The 25,981-nt window shown below is 66.1% G+C and carries 30 protein-coding genes and 2 tRNA genes; 14 read left to right on the forward strand and 18 right to left on the reverse strand.

The genetic code is table 11. The features are described from left to right. Positions 1–47: 47 nt before the first annotated feature. Genes EPD81_RS04780 through fliF form a run of 6 tightly spaced genes read right to left on the reverse strand, consistent with a single transcriptional unit; the run spans position 48 to position 6,937 of the window. Positions 48–1,514 (reverse strand): flagellar hook-length control protein FliK, encoded by a 1,467-nt coding sequence (locus EPD81_RS04780; RefSeq protein ID WP_142804318.1) that lies wholly within the window; start codon positions 1,512–1,514, stop codon positions 48–50. A 56-nt stretch (positions 1,515–1,570) separates the two neighbouring features. Then, on the reverse strand, positions 1,571–2,017 hold the full coding sequence (fliJ, locus tag EPD81_RS04785; protein ID WP_142804319.1) for a flagellar export protein FliJ: 447 nt from the start codon (positions 2,015–2,017) through the stop codon (positions 1,571–1,573). Between the two features lie 13 nt (positions 2,018–2,030). Then, positions 2,031–3,431 (reverse strand): flagellar protein export ATPase FliI, encoded by a 1,401-nt coding sequence (gene fliI / locus EPD81_RS04790; RefSeq protein ID WP_142804320.1) that lies wholly within the window; start codon positions 3,429–3,431, stop codon positions 2,031–2,033. Continuing rightward, positions 3,428–4,234, reverse strand: coding sequence for a flagellar assembly protein FliH (locus tag EPD81_RS04795; RefSeq protein WP_142804321.1), 807 nt, complete (start codon positions 4,232–4,234; stop codon positions 3,428–3,430). The genes fliI and EPD81_RS04795 overlap by 4 nt, the downstream gene beginning before the upstream one ends. Positions 4,235–4,251: 17 nt before the next feature. Beyond that, positions 4,252–5,250: a flagellar motor switch protein FliG gene (gene fliG / locus EPD81_RS04800; RefSeq protein WP_142804322.1), complete on the reverse strand. Its 999-nt coding sequence runs from the start codon at positions 5,248–5,250 to the stop codon at positions 4,252–4,254. A gap of 1 nt (position 5,251) precedes the next feature. Next, positions 5,252–6,937 carry a flagellar basal-body MS-ring/collar protein FliF gene (fliF, locus tag EPD81_RS04805; RefSeq protein ID WP_142804323.1) on the reverse strand — a complete coding sequence of 562 codons (1,686 nt, stop codon included), beginning with the start codon at positions 6,935–6,937 and terminating at the stop codon, positions 5,252–5,254. Between the two features lie 134 nt (positions 6,938–7,071). On the opposite strand from fliF, the gene EPD81_RS04810 reads away from it, so the two are divergent. From EPD81_RS04810 to fliE, 3 genes are read left to right on the forward strand one after another with little or no spacing between them, the layout of a single operon-like run. After that, complete coding sequence (locus EPD81_RS04810) at positions 7,072–8,196, forward strand: PAS domain-containing sensor histidine kinase (RefSeq protein ID WP_142804324.1); 1,125 nt, start codon at positions 7,072–7,074, stop codon at positions 8,194–8,196. After that, entirely contained in the window at positions 8,193–9,587 is a 1,395-nt protein-coding gene (locus tag EPD81_RS04815) for a sigma-54 dependent transcriptional regulator (protein WP_142804325.1), read from the forward strand. Before EPD81_RS04810 ends, EPD81_RS04815 begins: the two co-directional genes overlap by 4 nt. Positions 9,588–9,622: 35 nt before the next feature. Next, positions 9,623–9,949 (forward strand): flagellar hook-basal body complex protein FliE, encoded by a 327-nt coding sequence (gene fliE, locus EPD81_RS04820; protein ID WP_142804326.1) that lies wholly within the window; start codon positions 9,623–9,625, stop codon positions 9,947–9,949. 72 nt (positions 9,950–10,021) lie between these two features. Here fliE and EPD81_RS04825 read toward each other — a convergent pair whose 3' ends face one another. From EPD81_RS04825 to EPD81_RS04875, 11 genes are all read right to left on the reverse strand, one after another. After that, a complete protein-coding gene (locus tag EPD81_RS04825; protein WP_142804327.1) occupies positions 10,022–10,381 on the reverse strand; it encodes a helix-turn-helix domain-containing protein in 360 nt (119 codons plus the stop codon). Beyond that, complete coding sequence (locus EPD81_RS04830) at positions 10,378–10,635, reverse strand: type II toxin-antitoxin system RelE/ParE family toxin (protein ID WP_142804328.1); 258 nt, start codon at positions 10,633–10,635, stop codon at positions 10,378–10,380. The genes EPD81_RS04825 and EPD81_RS04830 overlap by 4 nt, the downstream gene beginning before the upstream one ends. A 34-nt stretch (positions 10,636–10,669) precedes the next feature. Beyond that, positions 10,670–11,446, reverse strand: a complete 777-nt coding sequence (locus EPD81_RS04835; protein ID WP_142804329.1) for a flagellar brake protein — start codon at positions 11,444–11,446, stop codon at positions 10,670–10,672. Between the two features lie 33 nt (positions 11,447–11,479). Next, positions 11,480–11,821 carry an EscU/YscU/HrcU family type III secretion system export apparatus switch protein gene (locus EPD81_RS04840; RefSeq protein ID WP_142804330.1) on the reverse strand — a complete coding sequence of 114 codons (342 nt, stop codon included), beginning with the start codon at positions 11,819–11,821 and terminating at the stop codon, positions 11,480–11,482. Beyond that, positions 11,805–13,247, reverse strand: a complete 1,443-nt coding sequence (locus tag EPD81_RS04845) for a flagellar hook-length control protein FliK (protein ID WP_142804331.1) — start codon at positions 13,245–13,247, stop codon at positions 11,805–11,807. The genes EPD81_RS04840 and EPD81_RS04845 overlap by 17 nt, the downstream gene beginning before the upstream one ends. 110 nt (positions 13,248–13,357) lie before the next feature. Continuing rightward, positions 13,358–13,657, reverse strand: coding sequence for a hypothetical protein (locus EPD81_RS04850; protein ID WP_142804332.1), 300 nt, complete (start codon positions 13,655–13,657; stop codon positions 13,358–13,360). Between the two features lie 4 nt (positions 13,658–13,661). Continuing rightward, positions 13,662–14,072 (reverse strand): flagellar export chaperone FliS, encoded by a 411-nt coding sequence (gene fliS / locus EPD81_RS04855; RefSeq protein ID WP_142804333.1) that lies wholly within the window; start codon positions 14,070–14,072, stop codon positions 13,662–13,664. A gap of 17 nt (positions 14,073–14,089) precedes the next feature. Beyond that, positions 14,090–15,460: a flagellar filament capping protein FliD gene (fliD, locus tag EPD81_RS04860; RefSeq protein ID WP_142804334.1), complete on the reverse strand. Its 1,371-nt coding sequence runs from the start codon at positions 15,458–15,460 to the stop codon at positions 14,090–14,092. 10 nt (positions 15,461–15,470) lie between these two features. After that, complete coding sequence (locus EPD81_RS04865; RefSeq protein WP_142804335.1) at positions 15,471–15,896, reverse strand: flagellar protein FlaG; 426 nt, start codon at positions 15,894–15,896, stop codon at positions 15,471–15,473. 74 nt (positions 15,897–15,970) lie between these two features. After that, positions 15,971–17,950, reverse strand: coding sequence for a flagellin (locus EPD81_RS10905; protein WP_142804336.1), 1,980 nt, complete (start codon positions 17,948–17,950; stop codon positions 15,971–15,973). Between the two features lie 54 nt (positions 17,951–18,004). Then, positions 18,005–18,619 carry a cob(I)yrinic acid a,c-diamide adenosyltransferase gene (locus EPD81_RS04875; RefSeq protein ID WP_142804337.1) on the reverse strand — a complete coding sequence of 205 codons (615 nt, stop codon included), beginning with the start codon at positions 18,617–18,619 and terminating at the stop codon, positions 18,005–18,007. Positions 18,620–18,703: 84 nt separating this feature from the next. Between EPD81_RS04875 and EPD81_RS04880 the strand changes: the two genes are divergently transcribed. From EPD81_RS04880 to EPD81_RS04915, 9 genes are all read left to right on the forward strand, one after another. Then, positions 18,704–18,794 (forward strand) — tRNA-Ser (locus tag EPD81_RS04880). Between the two features lie 19 nt (positions 18,795–18,813). Continuing rightward, entirely contained in the window at positions 18,814–19,014 is a 201-nt protein-coding gene (locus EPD81_RS04885; protein ID WP_142804338.1) for a DUF2905 domain-containing protein, read from the forward strand. Positions 19,015–19,161: 147 nt separating this feature from the next. After that, positions 19,162–19,389: a ribbon-helix-helix protein, CopG family gene (locus tag EPD81_RS04890; protein WP_142804339.1), complete on the forward strand. Its 228-nt coding sequence runs from the start codon at positions 19,162–19,164 to the stop codon at positions 19,387–19,389. After that, the gene (locus EPD81_RS10650; protein WP_185955358.1) at positions 19,373–19,528 is read left to right on the forward strand and encodes a type II toxin-antitoxin system RelE/ParE family toxin; all 156 of its coding nucleotides are present in this window, start codon (positions 19,373–19,375) and stop codon (positions 19,526–19,528) included. Before EPD81_RS04890 ends, EPD81_RS10650 begins: the two co-directional genes overlap by 17 nt. A gap of 59 nt (positions 19,529–19,587) precedes the next feature. Beyond that, positions 19,588–19,663 (forward strand) — tRNA-Thr (locus tag EPD81_RS04895). Positions 19,664–19,756: 93 nt separating this feature from the next. Beyond that, positions 19,757–20,728, forward strand: a complete 972-nt coding sequence (locus EPD81_RS04900; protein ID WP_142804340.1) for an Rpn family recombination-promoting nuclease/putative transposase — start codon at positions 19,757–19,759, stop codon at positions 20,726–20,728. 66 nt (positions 20,729–20,794) lie between these two features. Beyond that, a complete protein-coding gene (locus EPD81_RS04905) occupies positions 20,795–21,223 on the forward strand; it encodes a DUF1640 domain-containing protein (protein WP_142804341.1) in 429 nt (142 codons plus the stop codon). An 86-nt stretch (positions 21,224–21,309) separates the two neighbouring features. Further along, positions 21,310–21,774 carry an SDR family oxidoreductase gene (locus EPD81_RS10910; protein WP_142804342.1) on the forward strand — a complete coding sequence of 155 codons (465 nt, stop codon included), beginning with the start codon at positions 21,310–21,312 and terminating at the stop codon, positions 21,772–21,774. Between the two features lie 40 nt (positions 21,775–21,814). Further along, entirely contained in the window at positions 21,815–22,156 is a 342-nt protein-coding gene (locus tag EPD81_RS04915) for a DUF1640 domain-containing protein (RefSeq protein ID WP_142804343.1), read from the forward strand. Here the strand turns inward: EPD81_RS04915 and xth are convergent. Continuing rightward, positions 22,149–22,943 carry an exodeoxyribonuclease III gene (gene xth, locus EPD81_RS04920; RefSeq protein ID WP_142804344.1) on the reverse strand — a complete coding sequence of 265 codons (795 nt, stop codon included), beginning with the start codon at positions 22,941–22,943 and terminating at the stop codon, positions 22,149–22,151. The two genes, EPD81_RS04915 and xth, sit on opposite strands and share 8 nt — an antisense overlap. Before the next feature lie 93 nt (positions 22,944–23,036). On the opposite strand from xth, the gene EPD81_RS10825 reads away from it, so the two are divergent. Continuing rightward, entirely contained in the window at positions 23,037–23,165 is a 129-nt protein-coding gene (locus EPD81_RS10825) for a hypothetical protein (RefSeq protein WP_255446484.1), read from the forward strand. A gap of 57 nt (positions 23,166–23,222) precedes the next feature. Beyond that, complete coding sequence (locus EPD81_RS04925) at positions 23,223–25,898, forward strand: glycosyltransferase (protein ID WP_185955359.1); 2,676 nt, start codon at positions 23,223–23,225, stop codon at positions 25,896–25,898. Positions 25,899–25,981 lie beyond the last annotated feature (83 nt).

Raw genomic sequence — 25,981 nt, forward strand, 5'->3', positions numbered from 1 at the left:
CTCCGCCGAGCGCCGAAAAGCGCCATCGACCCGGCTCAATTCGACTTTCAGGCGTAGTGATCGATCAGGCCGCGCTGCAGTAGGCGCCCCACATCCTCCTCTCTGGCAGGGGATGCTTGGGAGCGGCCCTCGTTCGTAGCCGGGGTGGAAGCGGATCCGTTCTGGTCTTGCTGGTCGGAAGAATCCCCCGTGCTCACGCTCGTCTGCCCCAGTGACATACCGGCCTGGGCGAGCTGCTCGCGCAAGTGGGGCAGGGCATGCTCGAGGGCGTCACGGGTGGCCTGGCTGGCCGCGACGAAATGCGCCGTGAGCTGATCGTTGTTGACGATGAGGCTGATTTCCAGCTTGCCGAGCGAAGGCGGGGTGAGCTGGAGCTCGGCTTTGGTCTCGCCGCGCCCAGCCAGCCAGACCAGGCGCTGCGTGGTTTCGCTCGCCCAGCGCTCCACTTCGGTGGGTGGCGTATGCACGGAGAGCGTGCGCGTTTCCGCGGCCGGTGAGGAAGCCGGGGCGGGGGAGAAAGAGGAAAGCGCAGGGTGACGTGAGGCAGCGCTTCCTTCGGCAGGATGCCCAGAGGGTATCGTGCCTTTTTCTACGCCTTCGGACGTGTTCAGAGGGTCTGGCTGCAGCGTGATCGGCGTCGCCTGAGTCATGTCCGATTTGGGGCCGCGATCGAATGGCGGCACGACCCCTTCAGGCAAGGGCAGCCCCTGCCGGCTGGCTCGAGGGCTGCGTTGGGCGTGCTCGGGCAGGGGGGTGACCGAGACCGAGGATTCGTTCGCGTCGCGCAAGAGGCGTTCGATCGCGGTTTGCAGCGGTTGGGGGGTGGCTGGGGCGAGGGGTCGTTCGGGATCCTCGGTCGGGGAAGCGGGCGAGCGGGAGGGATCCTCTAGGACGATGGAGCGAAAATGCTTGGCTGCGGCCTCGAGCGATGCAGAGGCGGTTGATTCGGCCGATTTGCTCGTGGCGGCGGAAACTGCAGGGGAGACGGCAATTTCTGCCGATGCGCCCGAGGGCACGAGGACGTCGGTTTTCGGCTCGGAGGCGCTGGGGCCACCGCTTGCTGCCGGTGCGGAAAGGAGTATCACCGCCCCGGGAAGAAGGCCGGGATCGGAGGGTGGGAGCGTGTCATCGAGCGGGGTAGTCTTTTCCTCGTTCGTGTCGGACACCGCCGGAGGCTGCGCCGTTTCTGACACTACCGCGGGTGCGGTTGCCGTCGCGTCCCCGTTGGCGGTGGGTGCCGGCGGCGCGACCGGGTCGCGCGCAGGTTGTGCCGGTGCAGGGGGCTCGGGCGTGTCGGTGCGTTTTTCCGGGGTGGCGTTCGTCGTCGAGGGCGGTTGCTCGTTCGCCGGCCTCGGGGCAGAGGGATTCTCGCGTGATGCGTTTCGGGTCTCGGCGTTCCGGCGCTCGAGAAGCTGGGCGAAAGTATCGCCCGTTGGTGCGGCCTTGGCAGCCTCGGTGAAACTAGAGCCACGGAGGACATCGATACCCTGGGGGGCGACGGTTTGCAGGTTCATGAAACACTCCCGAGAGGGCGATGACGACTGAACATGAGCAAAAAGGGTGCCAGAGTTCAGAATTCTCGTTCACGGCGCAGATGATTCTGTGTCGCATGTTCATCGAGTGCTTTCTGTGCCAGCCGTTCTGCCTGGGCCATCGCTTCGGCATCGGCGCGCGCTTCCAGCACTTCGAAAGCGCGGCGACGGGTGCGCGCAGCCAGCCACGCGCGGCGCGATTCTTCGAGCATATGCCTCAGGCGCTCGAGCTCTGCGTGCTGTAGCATGAGCGCTTCGTCGAGCCGCGCCAGAAAACCGCGGTGGTTGACGATGAGCTCGGGCGGGGCCGCGTCGCGCAGCGCCTGGCGCAGTTTTTCTTCGTATTCGCTACGAAAACGTTCGAGCAGATCACGCTTTTCCTCCGCGTCGCGATGGCGGCGGATACAGGCGCCCATCGCTTCGGCCGCTTCGTCCTCCTGCCGCTGCATCAGCTCACGCAACATGCGGAACCGGTTCTTGCTCATGGAAGCTTCCCTTTCAGGCGAGCACGCGGCGCAAGCCTTCGCAGGCCTCGGTAAAGGACACGCATTCGTTCATGCCCTGTTGCAGGAAAGCGGCCATCGCCGGCTGGCGTCGTACCGCTTCGTCGAGCTCGACGTCGGCGCCGGGCTGGTAGGCCCCCACGGCGATGAGATCCCGTGCGCGCTGGTAGCGCGACCAGAGTTTCTTGAAGCGGCGGGCGAGCGTGAGGTGTTCTTCGCTCACCACCTGGGGCATCACGCGCGAGATCGACTGTTCGATGTCGATGGCCGGGTAGTGACCGCTGTCGGCGAGCGCACGCGAGAGCACGAAGTGACCGTCGAGAATGGCGCGGGCGGCGTCGGCAATGGGATCCTGTTGGTCGTCGCCCTCCGTGAGCACGGTGTAGAAGGCGGTGATCGATCCCTGATCGTCGGTGCCGTTGCCGGTCCGTTCCACGATTGCGGGCAAACGGGCGAATACCGAGGGGGGATAACCCTTCGTCACCGGCGGCTCGCCCACGGCGAGCGCGATCTCGCGCTGCGCCATGGCGTAGCGGGTGAGTGAATCCATGATGAGGAGTACGTGGCGCCCTTCGTCGCGGAACTGCTCGGCGATCGCCGTGGCATAGGCCGCGCCTTGTAGCCGCAGCAGGGGGCTCACGTCGGCGGGGGCGGCCACCACCACGGCCCGCGCGAGCCCCTCTGGGCCGAGGTTTTGTTCGATGAATTCCTTCACTTCCCGGCCGCGCTCGCCGATCAGCCCCACGACGATCACCTCGGCCACGGTGAATCGGGCCATCATGCCGATGAGCACCGATTTCCCCACCCCCGAGCCGGCGAAGAGCCCCAACCGCTGACCCCTTCCGACGGTGAGCAACGCATTGATCGCGCGGATGCCCACGTCGAGCGGCGTGTCGATGGGCGTGCGGGCGAGCGGATTGATCGGCGGGGCGAAGAGCGGACGCAGCGTGGCGCCGGCAAGCGGTCCCTTGCCGTCGAGCGGACGTCCCGCCGCATCGACCACGCGCCCCAGCAGGGCTTCTCCGGCCGGCAGGTGCTTGGCGCGATCGGGTGAAGGCGCCTCGGGGATCTCGTCGGCATGCAACGGAATGGGCGGCGGTTCGGGCGGCAGGACCCGCGCCCCAGGCGCGAGGCCATAGACTTCCTCCGTGGGCATGAGAAAGAGCTTGTCCCCCTGAAAACCCACCACTTCCGCTTCCACGCTGCCGCCCGTGGGGGTTTCGATGCGGCAGCTCGCCCCCAGAGGCAGCTTGAGACCCATGGCTTCCATCACCAGGCCATTGATGCGCACGAGCCGCCCGGCCTTGGTGAAAACCGGCGTGTGGCGCAAAGCTTCGCGCCAGGTGCGCAGGCGCTGCTGCAAGGGATCGAGGATGAGTGCTTCGGTCTCGCTCATGGGGCACCTTCCCGCGCATCGTCCGGCACGTGGGTTTCTTCTCCCCAGCTGGCGCTCTCCGGCCAGAGACGGGCGACGAGTCGGCGCCAGCGGTTGGGCAGGGTGGCATCGGTCACGTGGGAATCGGATTCGACGAGACAGCCGCCGCGCGCGATCGAGGCATCGGCGATGAGCCGGTGGCCCCCCTTGGCGAGTTCGGCGTCGAGCCCCTCTCGCACCAGAGAGAGATCCTCGGGGTGAAGACGAATCGTGAGATGCGGCGCGCCCTCTTCTTCGAGCAGGCGGCGCACGAGGGAGACGATGCGTTCGGGCGAAGTGCGCAGCTCGTCCTGCAGCACGTGGCGGGCGATTTCGACGGCGAGGGCGGCGATCTCTTCGGCCAAAGCCTCGCGCGTGCGCTCCGCCAGGTGCTCCAGTCCTTCGATCAGGGAGTCGGCCAGCGCCAGGCGCTGTTGCCATTGCGCCTCGTACTGCGCCCGGGCCTGGGCTTCCCCTTGGGCCCGCCCTTCGGCCTCGCCCTTGGCGTAGCCCTCCTGATGGCCCTGACGTCGGCCTTCTTCTTGCCCTTGAGCGAGACCTTCGGCGTGGCCGGCAGCGTATCCTTCCTCGTGACCGGCAGCGAAGCCTTCGCGGCGGCTCTGCTCATAGAGCGATTCGAGTTCCTCGACCGTGGGCAGCTGCACCCCTTGGCGTGCCGCTTCTGCGCCGACCGATGGTCGATCGCGCCGGTTTTCCGCCTCGTCGAAGGAAGGCGGTTGCCAGGGACGGTAGAGGCCGGTGGCCTGATGACGGTCGATCGCCACTCACACTGCTCCCAGGGTCATATGAACCCTTCTTCGCCGCCCTTGCCGGGCATCATGATCGTTCCTTCTTCGGCCAGACGCCGCACGATCTTGAGGATCTCCTTCTGCGCCGCCTCGACCTCGGACACACGCACCGGCCCTTTGGCTTCGAGATCCTCGCGCAGCATCTCGGCGGCGCGTTGGGACATGTTCCTGAAGACTTTCTCACGCAGCTGCTGTGAGGCGCCCTTGAGGGCGATGACGAGCTGGTCGTTCTGGACCTCGCGCAACACCGTCTGCAGGCTGCGATCGTCCATGTCGATGAGGTTCTCGAAGACGAACATCTCGTCGAGGATTTTCTGTGCCAGATCCGGATCGTATTCGCGCACCGCCTCGATGACTTCGTTCTCCAGCTGGGCCCCGGCGAAGTTGAGGATCTCGGCCACGTGTCGCACGCCGCCCATCGCCTTGCTCTTGGTGCTGGAAGCGGCGTTGGCGAGGAGATTCCCGAGCGCCTCGTTGAGTTCCTTGAGCGCCAAGGGTTGGACGCCTTCGAGGGTGGCGATGCGCAGAATCACCTCGTTGCGCAGGCGCTCGGGGAAGTGCTTGAGGATCTCCGCTGCCTGATCGAATTCGAGATGGACCAGGATGGTGGCGATGATCTGCGGATGCTCGTTCTTGATGAGGTCGGCCGCGGTGGCCGGGTCGAGCCATTTCAGACTCTCGATCGCGGCGGTGTCCGAGCCCTGCATGATGCGGGCGATGATGTGACTCGCCTTGTCGTCGCCCAGCGCCTGGGTGAGCATCTCGCGGATCTTGTCCGGATCGGGCTCGATCGGGGCCCCGCGTTGTACGTATTGGATGGCCTCGTCGAGCACCTTTTCCACTTCCTCGCGTGGTTTGGGCGGCAGTGAAGCCATGACGGTGCCCAGTTTCTGCACCTCCTTGGGGCCGAGGTTCTTCAAGACCTCGGCCGCTTCGGCCGGGCCGAGCGAGAGCAGCAATAAGGCGGCGCGTTCGACGGGGTCCTCGCTCATCTCAGCGTTTCTCCGTGGCTCCGAGCCACTCTTTGATCAGGTTGGCGAGCAGCTTCGGATCGTTCTGGGCGATGCGGCGCAGTTCGGCGAGCTTGCGCTCGAAAGGCGCGGCGGGTGAAACGCCGCCCAGCTGCACGATTGCCCCTTCCTCTTCGGTCTCCGCGGCCGCGGGTCGAGGGGCGCTTTGCACTTCTTCCCTCTCCGCCTTGGTGGTTGCGGTGCGCACGAGCGGCCGGATCACGCCGAAATAGACGATCACCAGGGCCACGGCCAGCAGCAGGTAGCGCAGAGCTTCGCGGACCAGTTCGACCATGACCGGATCGCTCCACAGGCGTTTCCACCAGGGCGGAGAAATTTCTTCCACTTTGCCGGCGAAGAGCGCTCCGGAGACGGTGATGCTGTCGCCGCGCGTCGGATTGAGCCCCACTGCATTCTGCACCAATTTCTCCAGTTGGGCGAGCTCTTCGTCCGAAGGGATGGTTTTGACGCCTTCGCGCGTGGTCTCGGTCTTCTGGTTGATGACCACGGCCACCGTGAGGCGGCGCACGTCGCCGAGCGCTTTTTTCGTGTGCTGGATCGTGCGATCGAGTTCATAGTTGATGGTGGCGGTGCGTTCGCGCTTGCCTCCGGCAGCAGCGGCGGCAGCGCCCTGTCCGACTTCCGGCGTGGTGATGGGCGCGGTGGCCGGCACCGGCGGCTGGTTGGTGAGCGCGCCCGGCACGCCCTGCGGCACCTGCTCGCCGCCGTAGCGCTCTTCGATGCGCTGGCTGCGGATCGCCTGTTCCGGCGCCGGATTGGGACGGTAGGATTCGCTCGTGAGTTCCGTCTGGTTGAAATCGACGTCGACGGCCACCTGCGCCTTGAAGTTGCCCGCCCCGACGATGGGTTCGAGGATGGATTCGACGCGTCGAACGTAGGACGCTTCCATCTCCTGGATGAAAGCCAACTGCTTGGCATCCAGATCGCCCTTGTTCTGGTTCGGCGAGCGGGTGAGGAGGTTGCCCGACTGGTCGACCACGGTGACGCGATCGGGCGTGAGCTCGGGTACGCTGGAGCTCACGAGATGGACGATGCCGGCGATCTGCGCTTCGTCCAGCACCCGGCCGGGGCGTAGCGTCACCATCACGGAGGCCGCGGGTTTTTCCTTGTCGCGCAGGAAGCCCGTCTTCTTGGGAATGGCCAGATGCACGCGCGCGGCCGACACCGCGCCGATGTTTTGGATCGTGCGCGCGAGTTCCCCTTCCACCGCGCGCTGGTAGTTGATCTGCTCGGCGAACTGGGTGATGCCCAGCTTTTGATTGTCCATCAGCTCGAAACCGACGTTGCCGCCGCGCGGCAGCCCCTGCGCCGCCAGTCGCAGGCGCAGGTCGTGCACTTGGGAAGAGGGCACGAGGATGGCGCTGCCGTTGTCGGAAAAGCGATACGGCACGTTCATCTGCTGCAGCGAGGTGATGATCGCCCCGCCGTCGCGTTCGTCCAGGTTGGAGAAGAGCACGGCATAGTCGGCGGGCTTGGACCACAAGAGCAGCCCTACGATGAGGGCGATCGCCAGGGCGAGCGCCGCGCCGGCGGCGAGTTTCTGCTGCAGGCTGAGCGCCCCGATGCGCTCGATCAGGTTCGTCAGCGCCGGCGGCAAGCGTGCCGGGGTGGGGGCTCGTGCGCTCAGCGTCGTATCGGCCTCGGCCATGATGTCTTCTCCTGCCGTAGGGGCAACGGTCTCATGCTGCATTATCGCGCGTCGGGCGGCAAGCCGTCGCGGAAATAGCGGCAAAAACCGCCGGCAATTCCTGCCGCCGCCGCTTTCGCGTATAGTAAGAAACCATGACCGCCGATTCCGCCGCCTCGCTCACGCCCGAACAGCTCGCCCTCGCCTTCGAGCAGTTCGCCCGCGCCTCCGACGCGCTCACGCGCTCCTACGAGGCGCTGCAGGCGCGCGCCCGGATGCTCTCCGAGCGGCTGGAAGTGCTGCTGCAGGCGTTGCCGGCCGGCGTGCTGGTGCTCGATGCCCAAGACCGCGTCGTGCAGGCGAACCGGGCGGCCAAGGCGCTGTGGCCCGGCCTCGAGCCGGAAGGGCGCGCGTGGGCAGAGCTCGCCGCCACGCTCCGGCCGACCGACACGCCGCAGGAAGTGGAGTTGCCCTTGCCCGACGGGTCGGCTCGCCGGCTCGACCTCTCCTGGGCCGATCTCGCCGCGCACGGCGGGCGGCTGCTGCTGCTGCACGACGTCACCGAAGCGCACCGCCTGCGCCAGGCGATGGAGCGCAACCTGCGGCTCGCCGCCATGGGCGAGATGGTGGCGGCGCTCGCGCACCAGCTGCGCACGCCGCTTGCCGCCTCCATGCTCTACGTCGGCAACCTCGCCGCCGGCGAACTGCCGCCCGAGCGCCGCGCCCTGCTCGCCGAGCGGGCGCAGGAGCGGCTGCGCCACCTCGAGCGGCTCATCGGCGACATGCTGCTCTTCGCCCGCGGCGAAAGCGGCGCGCGCGGGCCGGTGGCGCTGGAGCCGCTCGCCCGCGAGACGCTGCATGCCCTCGAACCGCTCGCCGCCGCCAAACGCGCCCGGCTCGAGGGCGCGTTCGAGCCGCTCGCCGGTACCTGGGTCCAAGGGGATGCCAAGGCGCTCGCCGGCGCCCTCACCAATCTGCTGGAAAACGCCCTGCAGGCCATCCCCGAAGGCGGCACGGTACGCCTCGAAGGGGAACGCGAGGGGGATCGGGTGCATCTCGTCGTGCGCGACGAGGGCCCCGGCATCGCCGCCGACACACTGGAGCGCATTTTCGAACCGTTCTTCACCACCCGCAGCGAAGGCACGGGGCTGGGGCTGGCGATCGCCCGCGGCGTGGCGCGGGCGCACGGCGGCGACATCGAAGCCTTCTCACGCCCCGGCGAGGGCAGCCGCTTCGTGCTCACGCTGCCGCTCTCCCCACCGCCTCTGGAGGACGAATGAGCGAACCGCTGCCGATCCTGATCGTCGAGGACGACGCGAACCTGCGCGACGCCGTCGCGCTCACCCTGGAAATGGGCGGCTACCGCCCGATCGCCGTCGGCTCCGGCCCCGAAGCGCTCGCCGCGCTCGAGCGCGAAGCGGTGGCCATGGTGCTCACCGACCTCAAAATGTCCCCCATGAACGGGCTCGAAGTGCTGGACGCCGTGCGCCGGCGGCTGCCGCAGCTGCCGGTAGCCATCATGACCGCCTATGGCGACGTCGCCAGCGCCGTGGCCGCCATGCGCGGCGGCGCCTGCGAATTCCTCCTCAAGCCCTTCGAGCCGGCGGCGCTCCTCTCCCTCGTGCACAAGTACGCCCAGCCCGGCGGAGACGACGAACTCGTCGCCGCCGACCCCGCCAGCCGCCAGCTGCTGCAACTGGCCGAGCGCGTGGCCCAGACCGACGCCACCGTGCTCCTCGAAGGCGAATCGGGCGTGGGCAAGGAAGTCTATGCCCGCTTCCTGCACCGCCACTCCCCGCGGCACGACGGGCCGTTCGTGGCCATCAACTGCGCCGCCATCCCCGAGCACCTGCTCGAAGCCACCCTCTTCGGCCACGAGAAAGGCGCCTTCACCGGCGCGAGCACCGCCCAGCCCGGCAAATTCGAGCAGGCGCAGCACGGCACGCTGCTGCTCGACGAAATCTCCGAAATGCCGCTCGCGCTGCAGGCCAAGCTGCTGCGCGTGCTCCAGGAAAAGGAAGTCGAGCGCCTCGGCGGCCGCAAACCGATTCCCCTCGACGTGCGCATCCTCGCCACCACCAACCGCGACCTGCCCGCGGAAGTCGCCGCCGGGCGCTTCCGCCAAGACCTTTACTATCGCCTCGCCGTCTTCCCCTTGCGCATCCCGCCGCTGCGCGAGCGCCCCGGCGACATCCTGCCGCTCGCGCAGCGCTTTCTCGCCGTGCACGGCGCGCGTTTCGGCAAGAACGGCGCCACGCTCACCGACGAGGCGGCACGAATCTTGCTCCAATACGATTGGCCCGGCAACGTCCGCGAACTGGAGAACACCTTGCAGCGCGCCCTCATCCTCGCTCCCGGCAACGCGATCGACGCCGCGGCGCTCACCGCCTGCCTGTCTGTGCGCGCGGGCTCGCAGGCCAGAGCAGCGCAAGAACCGAGGGCAGCGGCAGTCGCGGCGCCGAACTCCGCTCCCGTGGCGCACGAAGAGGAGGGCGGTGCCCAGACGGTGCGCGAGCGCGAGCGCGAGCACATCCTGCGCGTGCTGCGCGAAGTGGGCGGATCGCGCAAGCGCGCGGTGGAACGGCTCGGCATCTCCGAGCGCACGCTGCGCTACAAACTGCAGCGCTACCGCGCCGAAGGCTACGCGATCCCGGGCGACGAACAGTGCTAGAATAAACGCAGCCGCCGCAGAACAGGAGGCATGGCATGGACACCAACGGCATCAACCAGCTGCTCGCCGAAATGCAGCGCGCCCAGGCGCTCGCCCAGGGCAAGCCAGCCGCCGCCGAAGCGCCGCAAGGAGCCGGGCAGGTCGATTTCGCCTCCGTGCTCGATTCCGCCCTCAAAGACGTGAGCCAGGCGCAGAGCCAGGCGCGCGAGCAAGCCGATCGCTTCAGCGCGGGCGACCCCAACGTCGACCTGCAAAACGTCATGATCGACCTGGAAAAGGCTTCGCTCGCCTTCAACCAGATGGTGCAGGTGCGCAACCGCCTGGTGAGCGCCTACCAAGACATCATGAACATGCCGGTGTGACTCACGATCGCGCGCGTAAACCACTCGGTTGCACCGCCTGATTGCTGCGTTACGCGCTCCCCTTGCGAACGCTCAGTCGCACTGGAGGCTGTCCATGTCGCAACCGAGCGCGCTCGCAAGCCGTGCCAACAGATCAGCGGAAGGTTTGGTATCACCCCGCTCGATCATCGATAGCATCTGGGGCGTGCAACCCGCTCTGTCGGCAAGCGTCTCTAGAGTGAGCCCGCGATGCTCTCGCCATAGTTTGAACGGCGATTCTCCAGCGAGCCGCCGTTCGATGAAGTCGAGAGGCAACGTTTCCTCGTTTGCCGCAGCCCTGGCATCCACGGCGTCTTGCAGGTCTTCCAGCCGTTCCAAAAGTGCCTTCCATTGTGCCACCGGCACCACGGCGAAAGCCGGTTTTCCATCCAGTTCAATGATTTGCACGCTCATTTGTATGCGTCTCCTCGTGGTGCGACTTTGACCACCAGCAAAACGAGTTCGGCATTACGCAATTCGCAGATTGCCCTCCAGTCGCCTACGCGTAAACGCCAAAAGGGTGAGCCGGACAAGGGCTTCCAGTCACCACGGTACATCGTTGGATCGGCGGCAATGGCCTTGAGTTCGTCGATCATGCGGCGCGCCACGCCTTGCGGCATCCGGGCGATGACTTTCTCGGCGGATTTGGCGAAGCGCAGCGTGTACATCGTCTAGAGCCCATGCGAATAAACACGAATCACGTCACGTGCCGCGTCGTGCGGCCAGCTGTTCCCGCTGCAATTCGAAGAGGAAGCGGTAGAGGCGGTTCGCCGCTGCCGTGGGCATGCCGATGAAACGAAAGCCCACTCGTGTGGGAACGGCCCTTGCCGGTCCGGGGGTATCGAGCGGCAGGATGCTGCGCACCTCCATGGCCGTTTCTAGCCAATCCATGGGCGGCAGTATGAGGCGCGCGCCGGCGAATTGGTGGCCGTGCGCGGGCGCGGGGACCTCGGGCGGAAAGAGCAGGGCGACGCCCCCCACGCTCAAATCCAGGACGCGCAGCTTCAGCTTGGGCTCCTCCGCCTGCAAGGGCGCAAAAGCCGGATCCGACCACGGCAGCTCGCACCACCATGTGGGCACGGGCGGCGGCAGGCGGAAGAACTCCCGGCGCTGCAAGCGCAGCACCGTTGAGGGCAAAGGCGCGCCGAGGCCCATCACGCCCTGATGTTCGACACGCACCAGCCGCGCGCAGGCAAACTGCACCGTCACCCCTTCGAGCTTGCCCTGGCAGATCACGCCACATTGCGTTGCCAGGCGGTTGAGTTGCTCGTCGCCACAAGGGTCGAGGACGAGATGCTCCTCGCTGACATCCAGGAGCACGGACGTGAAGAGATAGCGGCGCTCGGCAAAGATGCCCAGCTGAACCCGACGCTCCGCCAGGCTTCGCAGCAGAAACGCGATCTCGCGAGGAGAGCGCAAGAGGAGATCGGGGTGGCGCTCGGGATCGTAGAGCTCGATGCGCAAGGGGGCGGAAGACATGAAGGGAGCAAGATCGTTGGCAGGCTGGTCATGTTATAGCATACTTTCCGGCGGCGGAGCGCGTGGAGGCAGGGGATTGCCGCCACCGCCCTCCTGCTCCAGTCGATAGACCCAGGCGAGCAGTTCCGCCACCGCTACGTAGAGCTGGGGCGGAATGCGCTCGTCCAGATCGAGCTTCATCAGCAACGAGAGCAGCTCAGGCGACTCGTGTACATACACGCCCGCCTCGCGCGCGCGCTCGAGGATCTGCTCGGCGATCAGCCCCTGCCCCTTGGCGACCACCCGGGGTGCAGGCTCGCCCGACTCGTAGCGTAACGCCACCGCGGCGAGGCGCTCGCCCGTCGCGGTTTCCGCTCGTTCATTCTTCGGTTGCATCCATCCCCTCCTGCGCCGCGACCTCGATCTTCGTGACGCGAATGCCGTCCGCCTCCAAAGCCGAGGCCAGCATGGGCGCCGCGGCGCGCATCCGCGTCAAAGCCGCTTCCTGGCTGGCCGTGAGACGCAATTCGAGCGTTCCATGCTGCCACTGCAGCTGCGCCGTCACCTCGCCCAGGCGGGGCAGGGTCAGCCGCAGCGTGGAGCGCCACACCGGCGCCTCGCCTTTCTCCCCTTCGGCCCTTCCGTCCTGCTCTCCCTCCGCCTCGATGCGCCACTGCACGAGCAAACCCGGCCAAGGGGCGAACTGCACGTTCAGCTGCTGGGTGGCCAGGGCGTCGAGCTGATGTTGCACGATCGGCACCAGCCGTTCGGGAATGGCGCTGGCGCTCGCAGGAGGGGCGCCCTGTGCGCCTTCGCTTGCCGTGGTCGCTGCCGTTGCGCCGGCCGGGGGCGCGCCGCGCTCGGGCGCGACGGCGGGGCGCGCCGCAGCCTCCTCGGCGCCGGACGCAGGGATCTGCCCGGAGAGAAAGGCCGCGAGCAGCCGCTCGGCGTTCCCCGGCCCGGCAGCGCCAGGGGCGTTGCGCATGAGCCAGGTCAGTAAAGGGGAGGGCGCGGCGGCCGCTACCAACGCGGCGCGCTCGGCCGACGAAACCTCTTCGCCGGCAACGCCAAGCGCGGCGGAGGCAGCCGCAAGGGAGGCGGTACCAGCGGCAGGTGCGGCACCGGAAGCAGGAGGAACAGCACCGGCAGCGGCAGGCGCGGAGCCCGACGGCGGCGCTTCTGCGCTCGGAGCCGCCGGTGTTGCCCGCGCCACGAGGTTGTGCGGCTCGGCGCGCAGGGATTCGAGCGGATACTGTCCCCGGACCCACCGTGCCAGATGGGATTCGTAGAAGAGCCCCGAGCGCTGCACGCTGTCTTGCAGCGCCGTGGCCAGGCGCTGTACTTCCGCGGGCGATTGGGGCGGGGCGGGCAGCAGTGGCGCGGCCCGTTCCGTGCCGGCAGGCAGGGGCAGGCGCTGCGGGGCGGGCTGTGTCAGCACTTGCCGCAGAAGCTCGCCGGCCGAGGAGAGCTGGGTGCGCGCCGAGGCGCCCGCTATGCTCCGATCCGCTCCTTCCTGCCCTTCCTGACGGCGGGCGTAAATGGTGCCGCCTACCTGCCGCTCGACCACCAGCTCCAGGGTATCGCCGCTCTTCACCGGCTGGTCGAGCGCGAGCGTCATTTCACGCCCTGCTACCACCGCCTGGTAGGTGCCCTCGGGCAGCGGCCGCTGGATGGTGGCGCGCAGTACCTGCCCCGGGAGCACCTCCGGCAGGCGCTCCGGAAGGGGGCGGATGCGCTCCACCCCGCCGACCTGCGCCTCGGGGCGTAGCAGCTCCGCCTCGACCATCATGCGTATCCGCGCAGCGAGGTCTGGCGGGATCATCTCATCACCTCCGGGCGCCTAGGGAAACGCTGAATGATTGGCTGCGCGGGCGAATCGCTGCGTTGCGCGGTGCTCGCTCATTTCTTCAGCGTCTCCCTGGAGCGGCGCGCTCACGTCGGCGGCAGCGCACCCCAGGCGCGCAGCAGTTTCTTCAGGCTCGCATGCGCCGGCAGCAAGTGTGCGCCGGCCGACTCCAGCGCCGCGTGCGCAGCGGCGATCGCCGCGCGCCGCTCGGGCAGGGCCGGGTCGTGCGTCGCGCACCAGGCGCGGTCGGCCGCGACGAGCGCCCCGAGCTCGCGCATCAGCCTCGCCGCGCGGGCCCAGTCGTTCGCCTCGGCGGCTGCGGCGAGCGCTTCGCAGCCACGCGCGAGCCCCGCCCAAGGCGACTCTTCCGCAGTCATCGCGCTCATCGCCTCACTCCACCGCCGCCGCGGCCTGCTGGCGCGGCATCTCCGCCCAGGCTTCGCGCAGGGTGCGCAGCAGGCCGCTCACCTCCTGCACCGCCGCGGCGTTGTTGGTGGCGTTCGCCTGCGTCAGACGCTCGACCATGTAGTCGTAGAGCGCCGCGAGCCGCTGTGATAGCTCCCCGCCGCTCTCCATGTCGAGCGAGGCATGCAGCCCGTCGTGGATGATGGCGATGGCGTGGCTGATCGACTTGGCCCGTTTGGGCACGTCTTTCTGCTCGATGGCCACGGTGGCCTCTGCCAGCGCCAGCAAGGCCCCATCGTAGAGCATCAGGATCAGTTGGCGGGGATCGGCAGTCTGCACGGCGGTCTCCAGATTCACTTGCGAATAGGCGTTGGCGCCTCTCATGCGATTGAACATAGACTTCTCCTCGCTCCTCAGCCGTTTGACGCACCCGACAACGCCTTGAACTGCTGCGTCAGATACGTGCTCAGGCTGTTGTACTGTCCCACGATCTTGTCCATCGCATTGAACTGCTGCTGATAGGTCTCCTGCAAGCGGTCCAGCTGGCTCTGGATCTGCTGTTTCTGCCGATCGATCAGGCTAAGCTGTGAAGACAGCCCCTGCACCCGCGTATCGATCAGGCCCGCGAGCCGCGTATAGCGGTCGAGCACATCGGAGAGGCGGCCCGCCACGCCCTGCGTCGTCCCGTCGCCCTGCACGAGCCGGGCCACCGCGTTCGGATCCTTGGCGAGCGCCGCATCGAGCTTGGCCGTATCCAGCGTCAGCACCCCCTTCTGGTCGAAGGAGACGCCGATTTGCGCCAGATACTGGAAAGCGCCCCCGCTCACCGGCTGATTCAAGACCTGGCGCAACTGCTGCTGCAGCGAGCGCACCGTCGAATCGCCGTTCAACACCGCCGCCGTCTGCGTCTGCGGGTCGTAGCTCGACAGGGAAGAAATCGTCGAGACCGTCTGGTTGTAGGCATTGACGAAGTTCTGCAGCGCCGTCTTGGCCGCGGACGTATCGGAGGAAACCGTCAGCGTCGCCTCGCCTGCCACCGCGCGCAACTGCAGGGTTACGCCGGGGATGACGTCATCGACCGTGTTGCTCGGCCGCGTGAGCGCGATGCCATCGACGCTGAGCTGGGCGTTTTGCGCCGCCTGCACGCGGTAGATCGTCTGGTTGGGATTGGTCGGGACGTTCTGGGCGTTCGGATCGAAACTCAAATCCTGGAGCCCGCCCGTGCCCGTCAAGGAAAAGGCGTTGGCCGTTCCCGTTTGTGCGCCGGTGAGCACCAGCTGCTGCACGCTGCCGTTGAAGATCACGCTCGCCCGCACGCCGGCGTCGGCCGCGTTGATGGCATCGCGCAGCTGTTCGAGCGTGCCGCCCGAAAAATTCACCGTGCTCGTCTTGTCGCCCACCTGGATCTGCAGGCTGCCGCCGGCGCTCGGGTCGAACTCTGACGTTGCGCTGGTGGCAAGCCGCTGCGCCTGGGCGAGCTGCTGCACGCCGATCTGGTAGCTGCCCGCCGGCGCGCCCGGCTTGGCGCTGGCGGTAAATCCCGCGCCATAATCGACCGTCGTGCCCGCCGCGTTGAACACGCCCGTGGCCTGTAGCCCCTGCACCGCCGATTGCAAGGTCGACAGCGCCGAGCGCACTTGCCCGAGGGCCGATACCTGGTTGGTGACGACCGCGCGCTGCTGGTCGAGCGCATCGAGCGGCTTGCGCTCCACCGCCATCAGCTTGTCGATGATGCCGTTGATATCCAGACCGGACCCGATGCCGGTCGAAGTGATCGATGCCATGTGCGTCTCCTCAGGCTTTCTGATGCACGAGCAAGCCCTGGAGCTTGTCCAGCGCCTGGGCGATCTCCAGCATCTCCTTGGGCGGAATCTGCCGGATCACTTCCTTGGTGGAGGTATCCACCACTTGCACGACCATCTTGTTGAAATCCTGGTCGAGGGTGAATTGGATGCCGGCGCTCGAGAGCGTCTCCACCGCCTTTTGCACCCGCTCGACCGCGCCCTGCAAGGTGTCGCGGTCGATGGCAGAAGATTGGGCAGTGGCGGCGGTATTGCCTGCCGTCGCCGGGGCGGTGTCGCTTGTGCGCGCGGCGGCCGTCGCGTTCGCCGCCGTGTCCGTCGAAGTCGCGGCGGAAGGGGCCGGCGGGCGCGGCGGCTCGGTCACCACCGTGCTCGCGGCGCCCTGCGGTAGCGACACGGAAGAAATCGGGACGTTCATGGTCAATCTCCCCCAGGGGAACGGGCGACGCCAGGGCTCATGCTAGAGCCTGCGCCGCCCGTGTCAAGCCCCGATCAGCGCAGGAGCGTCAGCACGTTCTGCGTCGAGGCGTTCGCTTGCGCGAGCATGGCGGTGCCGGCCTGCTGCAGGATTTGCGCCCGCGACAGGTTCGCCGTCTCGGCGGCGAAGTCGGCATCCATGATGCGCGAGCGGGCCGCGGACAGGTTTTGCGACACGTTCGAGAGGTTCGAGATCGTCGACTGGAAGCGGTTGATGATCGCCCCGAGCGAGGATCGCTGATCGGAGATCTTGTTGATCGCCTCGTCGATCCGCTGGATGGCAATGCCCGCGTTCTTGGCGTTGGCCAGGCTCAAGCCCGAGCCGATCGCTTCGTCCGACCCTCCTTGCTCGACCAGCCCCAGTTTTGCCAAGGAAGCAGGCTCGCCGGTAATGCGCACGTCCGCGCCGGTGTCGCTCTTGAGCGTGAGCCGGCCGGCGACGGTGACTGGAGTCGTACCATTATCGGGTATAGTTATACTATTGCCGGACTGGTCGGTGGCGGCGCCGAGGATGTTGGCACCATTAGCACCAGTTGCGTCGGCATCCAGCAGCGAGATGTTGAGCCCCTGGGCGGAGGTCAGTACCAGCTTGCCGCTGTTGTCCGTGGAGGCGACGATGCCGGGGATGTTCGCGCCGTTGATGTCGTCTACGAGCTTGCTTACTGTATAGCCTGTCCCACCAACAGAGACCTCCTTGCCATTGATGGTGATCTTCCTGGCGGTGTTCAAGTTGGCGGCGTTAATGTCGACCTTCACCTGCGTGAAGGCTTCGGCCGAGACGCCGGTCTGGTCCTTGACGGCGTTGATCGCCGCGGCTTTGTCCGCCGCCGAGTCGGAGGCCGAGGGGCCGATTTTCACGCCGTTGATCTTGACGACGTCGGTGTCCTTGAGCTCATTACCGCTTCCCGAGGCGACGGCCGCCCCGGTCACCTGCGTTGCGCCGGCGCTGAGGTTGAATCCCAGGGCTTGGACACTGGCGGGGGTGCCCGTGATGCTGATCGGCGAGCCATCGGCGGTCTTGAGCGCGACATAGCCTTTGTAGGTGCCCGCGGTGAACCCCGTGCCCGTTACGGTACCACCGATCACAATATCCCCGCCGGTGTCATTGCTCAGCGTGATCGAACCGTCGGAGTTGAGCGTGGCCGTCACCCCGGGGGCGTCGCGGTTGATGTTCGCCACCAGCTCTTCCATGCTGCCCGACTTGGCGATCTGTTGGTTGTTGATCGTCAGCGTGCCGTCGGTGATGCCGTTTGCGCCGGTGTTGCCCTTGACGACGTTGTAGGCCGTGGCGCTGACGCCATGCTGGCCGGTGTTCGAGTTGATGGCTGCGGCGATGTCTTTGGCACTAGTCGTAGAGCTTAAGGTTACAGTCCCGGTCGAGAAGTTGGCGCCGTTGATCTTGACGTCGGTCGCGAGGATACTTCCTGTTAAGCCATTAGGATTGACCCGCCCGCTGTTGAGCTCGCCCAGGGCGGAGTAGCCGTTGAGGTTGAGGTCGCGGGTCTTGACCGAGCCGATGCTGAAGGAGACGGTCTGCCCGGCGTTGGCGCCGACCTGGAAACTCATGCCCACGGCGGTGCCGTCGAGGAGCTTCTTGCCGTTGAATTCGGTGTTGTTGGCGATGCGGTCGAGCTCCTGGTAGAGCTGGTCCATTTCTTTTTGCATCGCCGCGCGGTCGAGGCCGGTGTTGGTGTCGTTGGCAGCCTGCACGGCCAGGTCGCGCATGCGCTGCAGGATCTTGGTGGATTCGTCCATGGCGCCTTCGGCAGTCTGCGCGAGCGAGATGCCGTCGTTGGCGTTGCGGATGGCCTGGTTCAGGCCGCTGATCTGCGCGCCCATGCGCGTGCCGATCGACAGGCCCGCCGCGTCGTCCTTGGCGGAGTTGATGCGCAGACCCGACGAGAGCCGCTCCATGGCGGTCTGCATGTCGTTCTGGCTCCTCAAGAGGTTGCGCTGCGCGTTGAGCGAGGCGATGTTGGTATTGATGACAGCCATGATGGTTCTCCTTCCGTGAGTGGATTACCGGGTTCGGTAGGAGTGTTTACGGCATCATGCGGCGGGACTTGAGGAATTTTCCCCGCCGGAGGTCATGGCGCCGGCGCGCGCGGGCTTGGGCGTTTTGTGCTCGCGCCGCCACAGTTCGTCGGGCACGCCGGCGCGGCGGTTGTAGACGCGGGCGAGCACGAAGAAGAGGTCCGAGAGGCGGTTGAGGTAGCGGCGCGGGGCGGAGTGCAGCGCTTCTTCCTGGGCGAGCGCCACCACCGAGCGCTCGGCGCGGCGGCAGACGGTGCGGGCAAGGTGCGCGAGCGCCGCGGCGCGGCTGCCGCCGGGCAGGATGAATTCCTCGAGCGGGGGCAGGTCGGCGTTGTAGCTCTCGATCAGCGCCTCGAGCCGCGCCACCTGCGCGTCGGTGAGCACGGCCGCGCCGGGAAGGCAGAGTTCTCCGCCCAGGTCGAAGAGGGCGTGCTGGATCTCGGCGAGCACCGCGCGCAGGTCTTCGTCCGTGGTTTCGCTCGCGAGCACGCCGACCACGGCGTTCAATTCATCGACTTCGCCCAGCGCCTCGATGCGCCGGCTGTTCTTGGCCACGCGCGAGCCGTCACCGAGGCCGGTGGTGCCTTCGTCGCCCGTGCGGGTGGTGATCTTGGAGAGGCGGTGTCCCATGTGGTGCTCCTTGGAGGAAAAGGCGAGCCACGTGCGAGGAGCGTGGCGTTTTTCGCCGAACCTCGGTATAATACAAGGCTTGCCGGAGAGGTGGATGAGCGGTTTAAATCGCACGCCTGGAAAGCGTGTTCAGGGGAATACCCTGACGCGGGTTCGAATCCCGCCCTCTCCGCCAGCATCCCCGGGCGCCGACGATGCAAAAACTCCTCTTCCTGCTCGGCATCCTCCTGCTGCTCGCGGCCGTGCTCTGGCCGTGGCTGTCGCGTTTCCCCTTCGGCCGCCTGCCCGGCGACATCGTCATCGAGCGCGACAATTTCACGTTCTACTTCCCCCTCACGACCAGCATCCTCGTCTCGGTGCTGCTCTCGCTGCTTTTTTGGTGGTGGCGCAAGTAGCGGCGGCGCGCTCGGTTGCTGGATGCGCTCGGCTCCTGCACGTAGGCTAGCATGATCCGGCATCGTGCGCCGCGAATCCCACGATCGTTGTTGCCGCGACTTCGTGCTATATTGAATGAAATACATGTATTGAATGGAGACGAGGACATGCCCACCTCCATCCGCCTTTCCCCCGAAGTGGAGCAACGGCTCGACTTCCTTGCCCAGCGAACGGGGCGCAGCAAGGCTTATTACCTGCGCGAGCTCATCGAGCGGGGCCTCGAGGATCTCGAGGATTACTACCTTGCCGCCGACGTGCTCGAGTCTATCCGCAAGGGGCAGGAGCCAGTTCATTCCTCGGATGATGTGAGGAAAGCACTTGGCTTGGTCGATTGAATACTCCGAGACGGCCAAGGAGCAGCTGCGCAAGCTCGACAAACCAGTGGCCAAGCGCATCGTCGAGTTCATGGACGATCGCGTGGCCCCCGCCGACGATCCGCGCCGCCATGGTAGGGCGCTGCGTGCGCGAGCTTGATTTTCGCGCAGGAGAGGGATAAAATGCCACTTCTTCCAGGCCGCCAGGCCGCGCTCCATGCCGTTGTAGCTCAGCTGGTAGAGCAACTGATTCGTAATCAGTAGGTCGGAGGTTCGAGTCCTCTCAACGGCACCAATAAAATCAAGGACTTACGTAAATCCCTTCAGTCCATAGTGCCCCAAGATTGCCGCATTTTGCCGCTACACCCTACCCGATTACAATAGGGGCATGAACGCCCGCCACGATGCCAGCTACAAGCACCTCTTCTCATCGCCCAAGATGGTGCAGCACCTCGTCGAAGGCTTCATCCCTGATGACTGGATGAAGCGGCTCGACTTCACCACCCTGGAAAAAATCCCTGCAAGCTACGTGAGCGACGACCTGCGCGAACGCGCCGACGACGTCCTCTGGCGGGTGAAGACGGGCGAAGACTGGCTCTATCTCTACTTCCTGATCGAATTCCAAAGCAGCGTCGACCCCTGGATGGCCGTGCGCATGCTCACCTACGTGGGGCTGCTCTACCAAGACCTCATCAAGGGCGGACGAGTCCAAGGCAAGAAACTACCGCCGGTCTTGCCGATCGTCTTCTACACCGGCGAAGAGCGCTGGAGCGCCCCCACCGACCTCGCCGAGCTTCTGCCCGAGCACCCGCCGGGGATCCTCGGAAACTACCTGCCGCGGCTTTCCTACTTCCTCGTCGATGAAAACGCCTATAGTGACGAAGTGCTCGCGAGCCTGCAAAACGCCGTGGCTGCCACCATCCGGCTCAAGCGGCAAGAGACGGCCGAAGACATCGCCCGGCTGGGCGCAGCGATGCGCGCCTGGTTTGCGGGCGACCCGGAACTTCAGCGCATTCTCGCGCTCTGGATACGCGAGTACCTATTACGAGACCTCAAGCCCGAGCTCGACGTGCCCGAATCCTACGACCTGGGGGAAGTGACCATGCAATTCGCCGAACGCATCAAAGAACAAATCCGCCAGCGCGAGCAGAGCGCGCTGCAACAGGGGCTACAACAGGGGCTGCAGAAAGGCGTCTTGCAGGGCGAGGCGCTTCTGCTGCAGCGCCAGCTCACGCGCCGCTTTGGCCCTCTGCCCGGCTGGGTACAGCAGCGCCTGCAGGATGCCACGTCCGACGAGCTCGAAACGTGGGCCGACCGGGTGCTCGATGCCACGCGTCTCGAGGACGTCTTTGCGCGCTGAGCGGCGTGGTGCGCAGCATCGTTTGAACGTGCGGTTAGAATCTAACTTTTCTATGGGGAATTGCCCATGGGCGCTGCGCTCAAACTCTACGAAGATCTGCTCGACGCGGGCGAGGACAAGCGTCGTGCGAAGTTGATCGCCGAGGCGTTCGAGGCGCTGGAAGCGCGCTATCCGGATTTGCGCGACGTGGCCACGCATGCCCACCTGCGTGAGACGGAGCTGCGCCTGCTACGAGAGATCGAGGCCATCCGCCTGGAGACGAAGGAAATCGAGGCGAACCTGCGCAAGGAGATGCACGAGATCGACGCCAGCCTGCGCAAAGAGCTCCATGGGATCGATGCCAATCTTCGCAAGGAAATCGAAGGCGTGCGTCTGGAGATCAAGAACGTCGAGGTGCGGCTGACGCAGGCGATCCATCGCCAGACGGTCTGGGTGATCCTGGCGATCGGCGGTATCACCGGATTCATCCGCTGGCTGGACGTGTTCTTCAAGTGAGCCCGGCTAGCCATTCAGCGGCTCGATTCTGACTCTGGATTTTGCATGCCGCGTCGAGGGAAAAAAACAATATGAAAGGAGGGGCAATGGATTTGGGATTGCAGGGCAAGAAAGCGGTGGTGAGCGGGTCGACTTCCGGTATCGGATTTGCTACGGCCAAGGCTTTGGCGCGCGAAGGGGCGGAAGTGGTGATCAATGGACGCTCGCCACAGCGGGTAGAGGCGGCGATTGCCCGCCTGCGTGCGGAGGTACCTCAGGCGCGGCTCATCGGCGTGGCGGCCGATCTTTCTACGGCCGAAGGGTGCGAGGCGCTGTTGCATGCCGTGCCGCAGACCGACGTGCTCGAAGAGGCCGCGGCGGCGCAAGGGGTGAGCGTGGAAGAGGTGGAGCGGGAATTTTTCCGTACCATGCGGCCGACTTCTCTCATCCGCCGTTTTGCCCGGCCGGACGAAGTCGCTGCCATGATTGCCTACGTATGCAGCGCTGCGGCCTCGGCTACCACCGGCGCGGCGCTGCGGGTCGATGGCGGCGTAGTGCGCAGCATCGTTTGAACGTGCGGTTAGAATCTACTTTTTCTATGGGGAATTGCCCATGGGCGCTGCGCTGAAACTCTATGAAGAGCTGCTCGAGGCGGGCGAGGACAAGCGTCGCGCGAAGTTGATCGCCGAGGCGTTCGAGGCGCTGGAAGCGCGCTATCCCGACCTGCGCGACGTGGCCACGCATGCCCACCTGCGTGAGACGGAGCTGCGCCTGCTGCGAGAGATCGAGGCCCTCCGTCTGGAGACGCGCAAGGAAATCGAAGGCGTGCGTCTGGAGATCAAGAACGTCGAGGTGCGGCTGACGCAAGCGATTCATCGCCAGACGGTCTGGGTGATCCTGGCGATCGGCGGTATCACGGGATTCATCCGTTGGCTCGACGTGTTCTTCAAGTGAAGTCGGCGAGCTCCAGCACCACCGGGGCGTGATCCGAGGGGCGTTCCCAGCGGCGGGGTTCGACGTCGATCGTGCAGGCGCGCAGGCGCGGCAGCAGCGGCGGCGAGACGAGGATGTGGTCGATGCGCAGGCCCAGGTTGCGCCGGAACGCTCCCTGGCGGTAGTCCCACCACGAATAGGACTGCGGGGACTGGGGAAAGCGGCGGAAGGCGTCGACGAGCCCGAGCGAGACGAGCCGGGCAAAAGCCGCGCGCTCGGGGGGCGAGGCGAGGATGCCGTCTTGCGGCCAGTCGGGATGGGTATCTTCGGCGGTGGGGGCGATGTTGAAGTCGCCCATCAGCACGAAGGGGCGCTCCGTGAGCCGCTCCCGTCCGATCCAGGAGGCGAGCGCCTCGATCCAGGCGAGCTTGTAGGCGAACTTGTCGCTGCCCACCGCCTGACCGTTGGGGAAATACGCGCTCGCGACCCAAAGCGGTGTCTGGCTGCCGGGCTCATCGATCTCGGCCACGATGAGGCGCGCCTGCTCGTCGTCGAACTCGGGGACGCCGCGCACTACCTCGCGCCACGGCAACCCCTCGCGCACCAGCAGCGCCACCCCATTGTACGTTTTCTGCCCATGCACGGCGGCCGTGTAGCCGAGTTCGGCGATCGCTTGCGCGGGAAATTTCTCCGCCGGACATTTGAGCTCCTGTAGGGCGAGCACGTCGGGGCGGGCGTCGGCAACCCAGCGCTGCAAGTGCGGCAGCCGGGCGGTGATCGAGTTGAGGTTCCAGGTGGCGAGTTTCATGGGCAGCATTGTACCGCGCACTGCTATGATGAACGCGCTTGCCGGTATGTAACGAGATCGGCTTGTGACTCTTCATTGCCTGGCGAGGGAGCTATGAGCGAAGCGCATGAATTCGGTCTGCCCCAGAGCACGATCGACATCATCCGGCGCATCCTGGCCGAAGTTCCCGAAGTGGAGAAAGCGGTGGTATATGACGAAATAGTGATTTTTAAATCAAAATAGGATAGGACACAAATGTTGCAGAGTCTTCAGGCAGAGGAGCAGCCAGATAAGGTGCCGATGAACCCTTACCACTCGTACCTGCAGCGTTGGCACACCCCCTTCCACCCCGACGATCCCCTTCCCGCCGACAGTCCCACTATTACCTTCGTCGTCCCTTGTCCAGCGTCCGACTTGCCGCTCCTGGCCGATACGCTCGACAGCTTGGGCGTGCAGTCGGCGCCTTTGTGGCGGCTGGTGGTGGTGGCCGATGCGCCGGCGCCGGATGCGATGTGGGCGGAGTTGCCCATGTTGCGCTGGCGAGCGGTGGAGTCGGCGGAGGGGATGGGGGCGGCGCTCGCGGAGGAGCTGGCGGCGGTGGAGTCGGGCTGGATGTCGGTGCTCGCGCCGGGGGTGCGGCTGGCGGGCGATGCGGTGGAGCAGCTGGTGCGCCATGCGTTGGCGTTTCCGCAGTGGCGCCTGATGTATGGCGATTCGGACACGGTGGAGGCGGACGGCACGCGGCGCGATCCGCTCTTCCGACCGGACGTCAATCTCGACTTGCTGCGCTCGATGCCGTATCTGGGCCCGTGCCTGTGGGTGGAGCGTGAGGCATTCGCGGCGGTTGGCGGATGGGGCGAGTGTGGGGAGGCGTGGCGTTACGATCTGGCGCTGCGGGTGCTCGATGCCTTCGGCGAGGAGGCGATCGGACATGTGGATGAGGTGCTCTACTCCGTGCCGGCGGGGCGTGAGGAGGCGGTGGATGAGCCGGCGCATCGGCAGGCGCTGGCGGCGCATCTGGCGCGCCGAGCGTTGGACGCGGAGGTGGCGGAGGGGTACGTGCCGGGCACCTGGCGGGTGGTGTATCGCTGGCCGCGGCAGCCGCGCGTGTCGATCGTCATTCCGACGAAAGACCAGGCGGATTATCTCCAGTCCTGCGTCGAGAGCATTCGCGCGAAGACGAATTATCCCGACTACGAGATCCTGGTGGTGGACAATGGCAGCACGCAGCCGCAGGCGTGCGCGTATCTGGAACGCCTGAAGGCGGAGGGCGTGCGGGTATTGCCTTATCCCAAGCCGTTCAATTTCTCGGCGATGTGCAATTTGGCCGCGCGCGAGGCAAGCGGCGAGTATTTGTTGCTGCTCAACAACGACACGGTGGTGCTGCAGGAGCATTGGCTGGAGCGCATGGTGGCCTACGGCCAGAGGCCGGACGTGGGCATCGTGGGGGTAAAGCTGATGTTCCCGCAGCCGCCGACGGTGCAGCACGTGGGCGTGATCCTGGGGCTGGGCGGCATTGCCGAGCATCCGTATCTCGGTCTTCTGGGGCTCACCGACGGCGGGTACATGAACCGGGCGTTGGTAGATCAGGATCTTTCCGCGGTGACGGCGGCCTGCCTTTTGATTCGCAAGTCGGTGTGGGAGGAGGTGAAGGGGCTGGACGAGCAGGCGTTTCGCGTGTCCTACAACGACGTCGACTTGTGCCTGAAGGTGCGCGAGCGCGGCTACAAGATTGTGTGGACGCCTTTCGTGGTGCTGGTGCATCACGGCAGCGTGAGCCAGCAGCAGGAGGCGGCAGAGCCGGCCAAGGCGCGCAAGGCGCAGCAGCGCTTCGGCAAGGAGCAGGAGGCGATGTTGCGCAAGTGGTTGCCGCAGCTCGCGCGCGATCCGGCCTACAACCGGCATTTGAGCCTGACGCACCGCGACTACCGGGTGGAGTCGGAGATCGTGGTGAATTGGGATCCGCGTCTGCCCACGGAAAAGGTGCGGGTGCTGGGCTGGGAGCAGTTGAGCGGGGTGATCGAGTACCGCATCAAGCAGCCGCTGGAGGGGCTATGGCAGGCGAGGGCGGTGGAGCGCAGTTTCATCCATGCGCCGGGGGTGCGGCAGACGCGCATTCCCTTGCTCGTCGAGGTGGAGCGGGCCAGGCCGGATGTCTTCACCGCGAGCGCCTTTTTGGAGCTGAGCGATCATCTGGAGACGGTGCGCCAGGTACAGGAGCTCGCGGGCATTCCTTTCCTGCTGCATCTGGATGATCTCATCAGCGAGATTCCGCGCCAGAGCGAGGTCTATGAGCACCGCAACACGCCGGGGGAGATGAAGCGGGTGGTGCGCACCGCCGACCGGGTGGTGGTGACGACCGAGCCGATCCGTGCGGCGATCGAGAAGTACGCCCGCGAGGTGCGCCTGATTCCGAACTATCTGCCGGGCTGGGTGTGGAACGAGCTGCGTTCCGAGCGGCGCGTGGGGCCCAAGCCGCGCGTAGGCTGGGCGGGGGCGATGCAGCACGCGGGGGATCTGGCCCTGATCCGCGAGGTGGTGAAGGCGACGAGCGAGGAGTGCGACTGGGTCTTCTTTGGCATGTGCCCGGAGGAGCTGCGCCCGTTCGTGAAGGAGTTCCATCCCTTCGTGCCGTTCGAGCAGTATCCGGCCAAACTCGCGAGCCTGAACCTGGACTTGGCGGTGGCGCCGCTGGAGGTGAATCGCTTCAACGAGTGCAAGTCGAACTTGCGGATTCTGGAGTATGGCATCCTCGGCTGGCCGGTGGTGTGCTCGGACGTGCTGCCGTATCGCGGCGCACCGGTGACGCGCGTGCCCAACCGGTCGGACGCCTGGCTCGAGGCGATCCGCGCGCGCATCCACGATCTGGACGCGGCGCAGAAGGAGGGCGACGCGCTGCAGCAGTGGGTGCGCGAGGGGTGGATGCTGGAGGATCACCTCGGGGAGTGGCTCGAGGCGTATCGCTTGGGCTCGTGATCCGTGATAGCAGCAGGCTAATGGAATGACGGCCGAAGCTGTTGTATAGTGTGCCGCGCGAAACGCTTTGGCAAGCGGTGGCA

Origin of the sequence: Tepidiphilus sp. J10 (genome assembly GCF_006980785.1) — a bacterium.
Taxonomy (GTDB): domain Bacteria; phylum Pseudomonadota; class Gammaproteobacteria; order Burkholderiales; family Rhodocyclaceae; genus Tepidiphilus; species Tepidiphilus olei.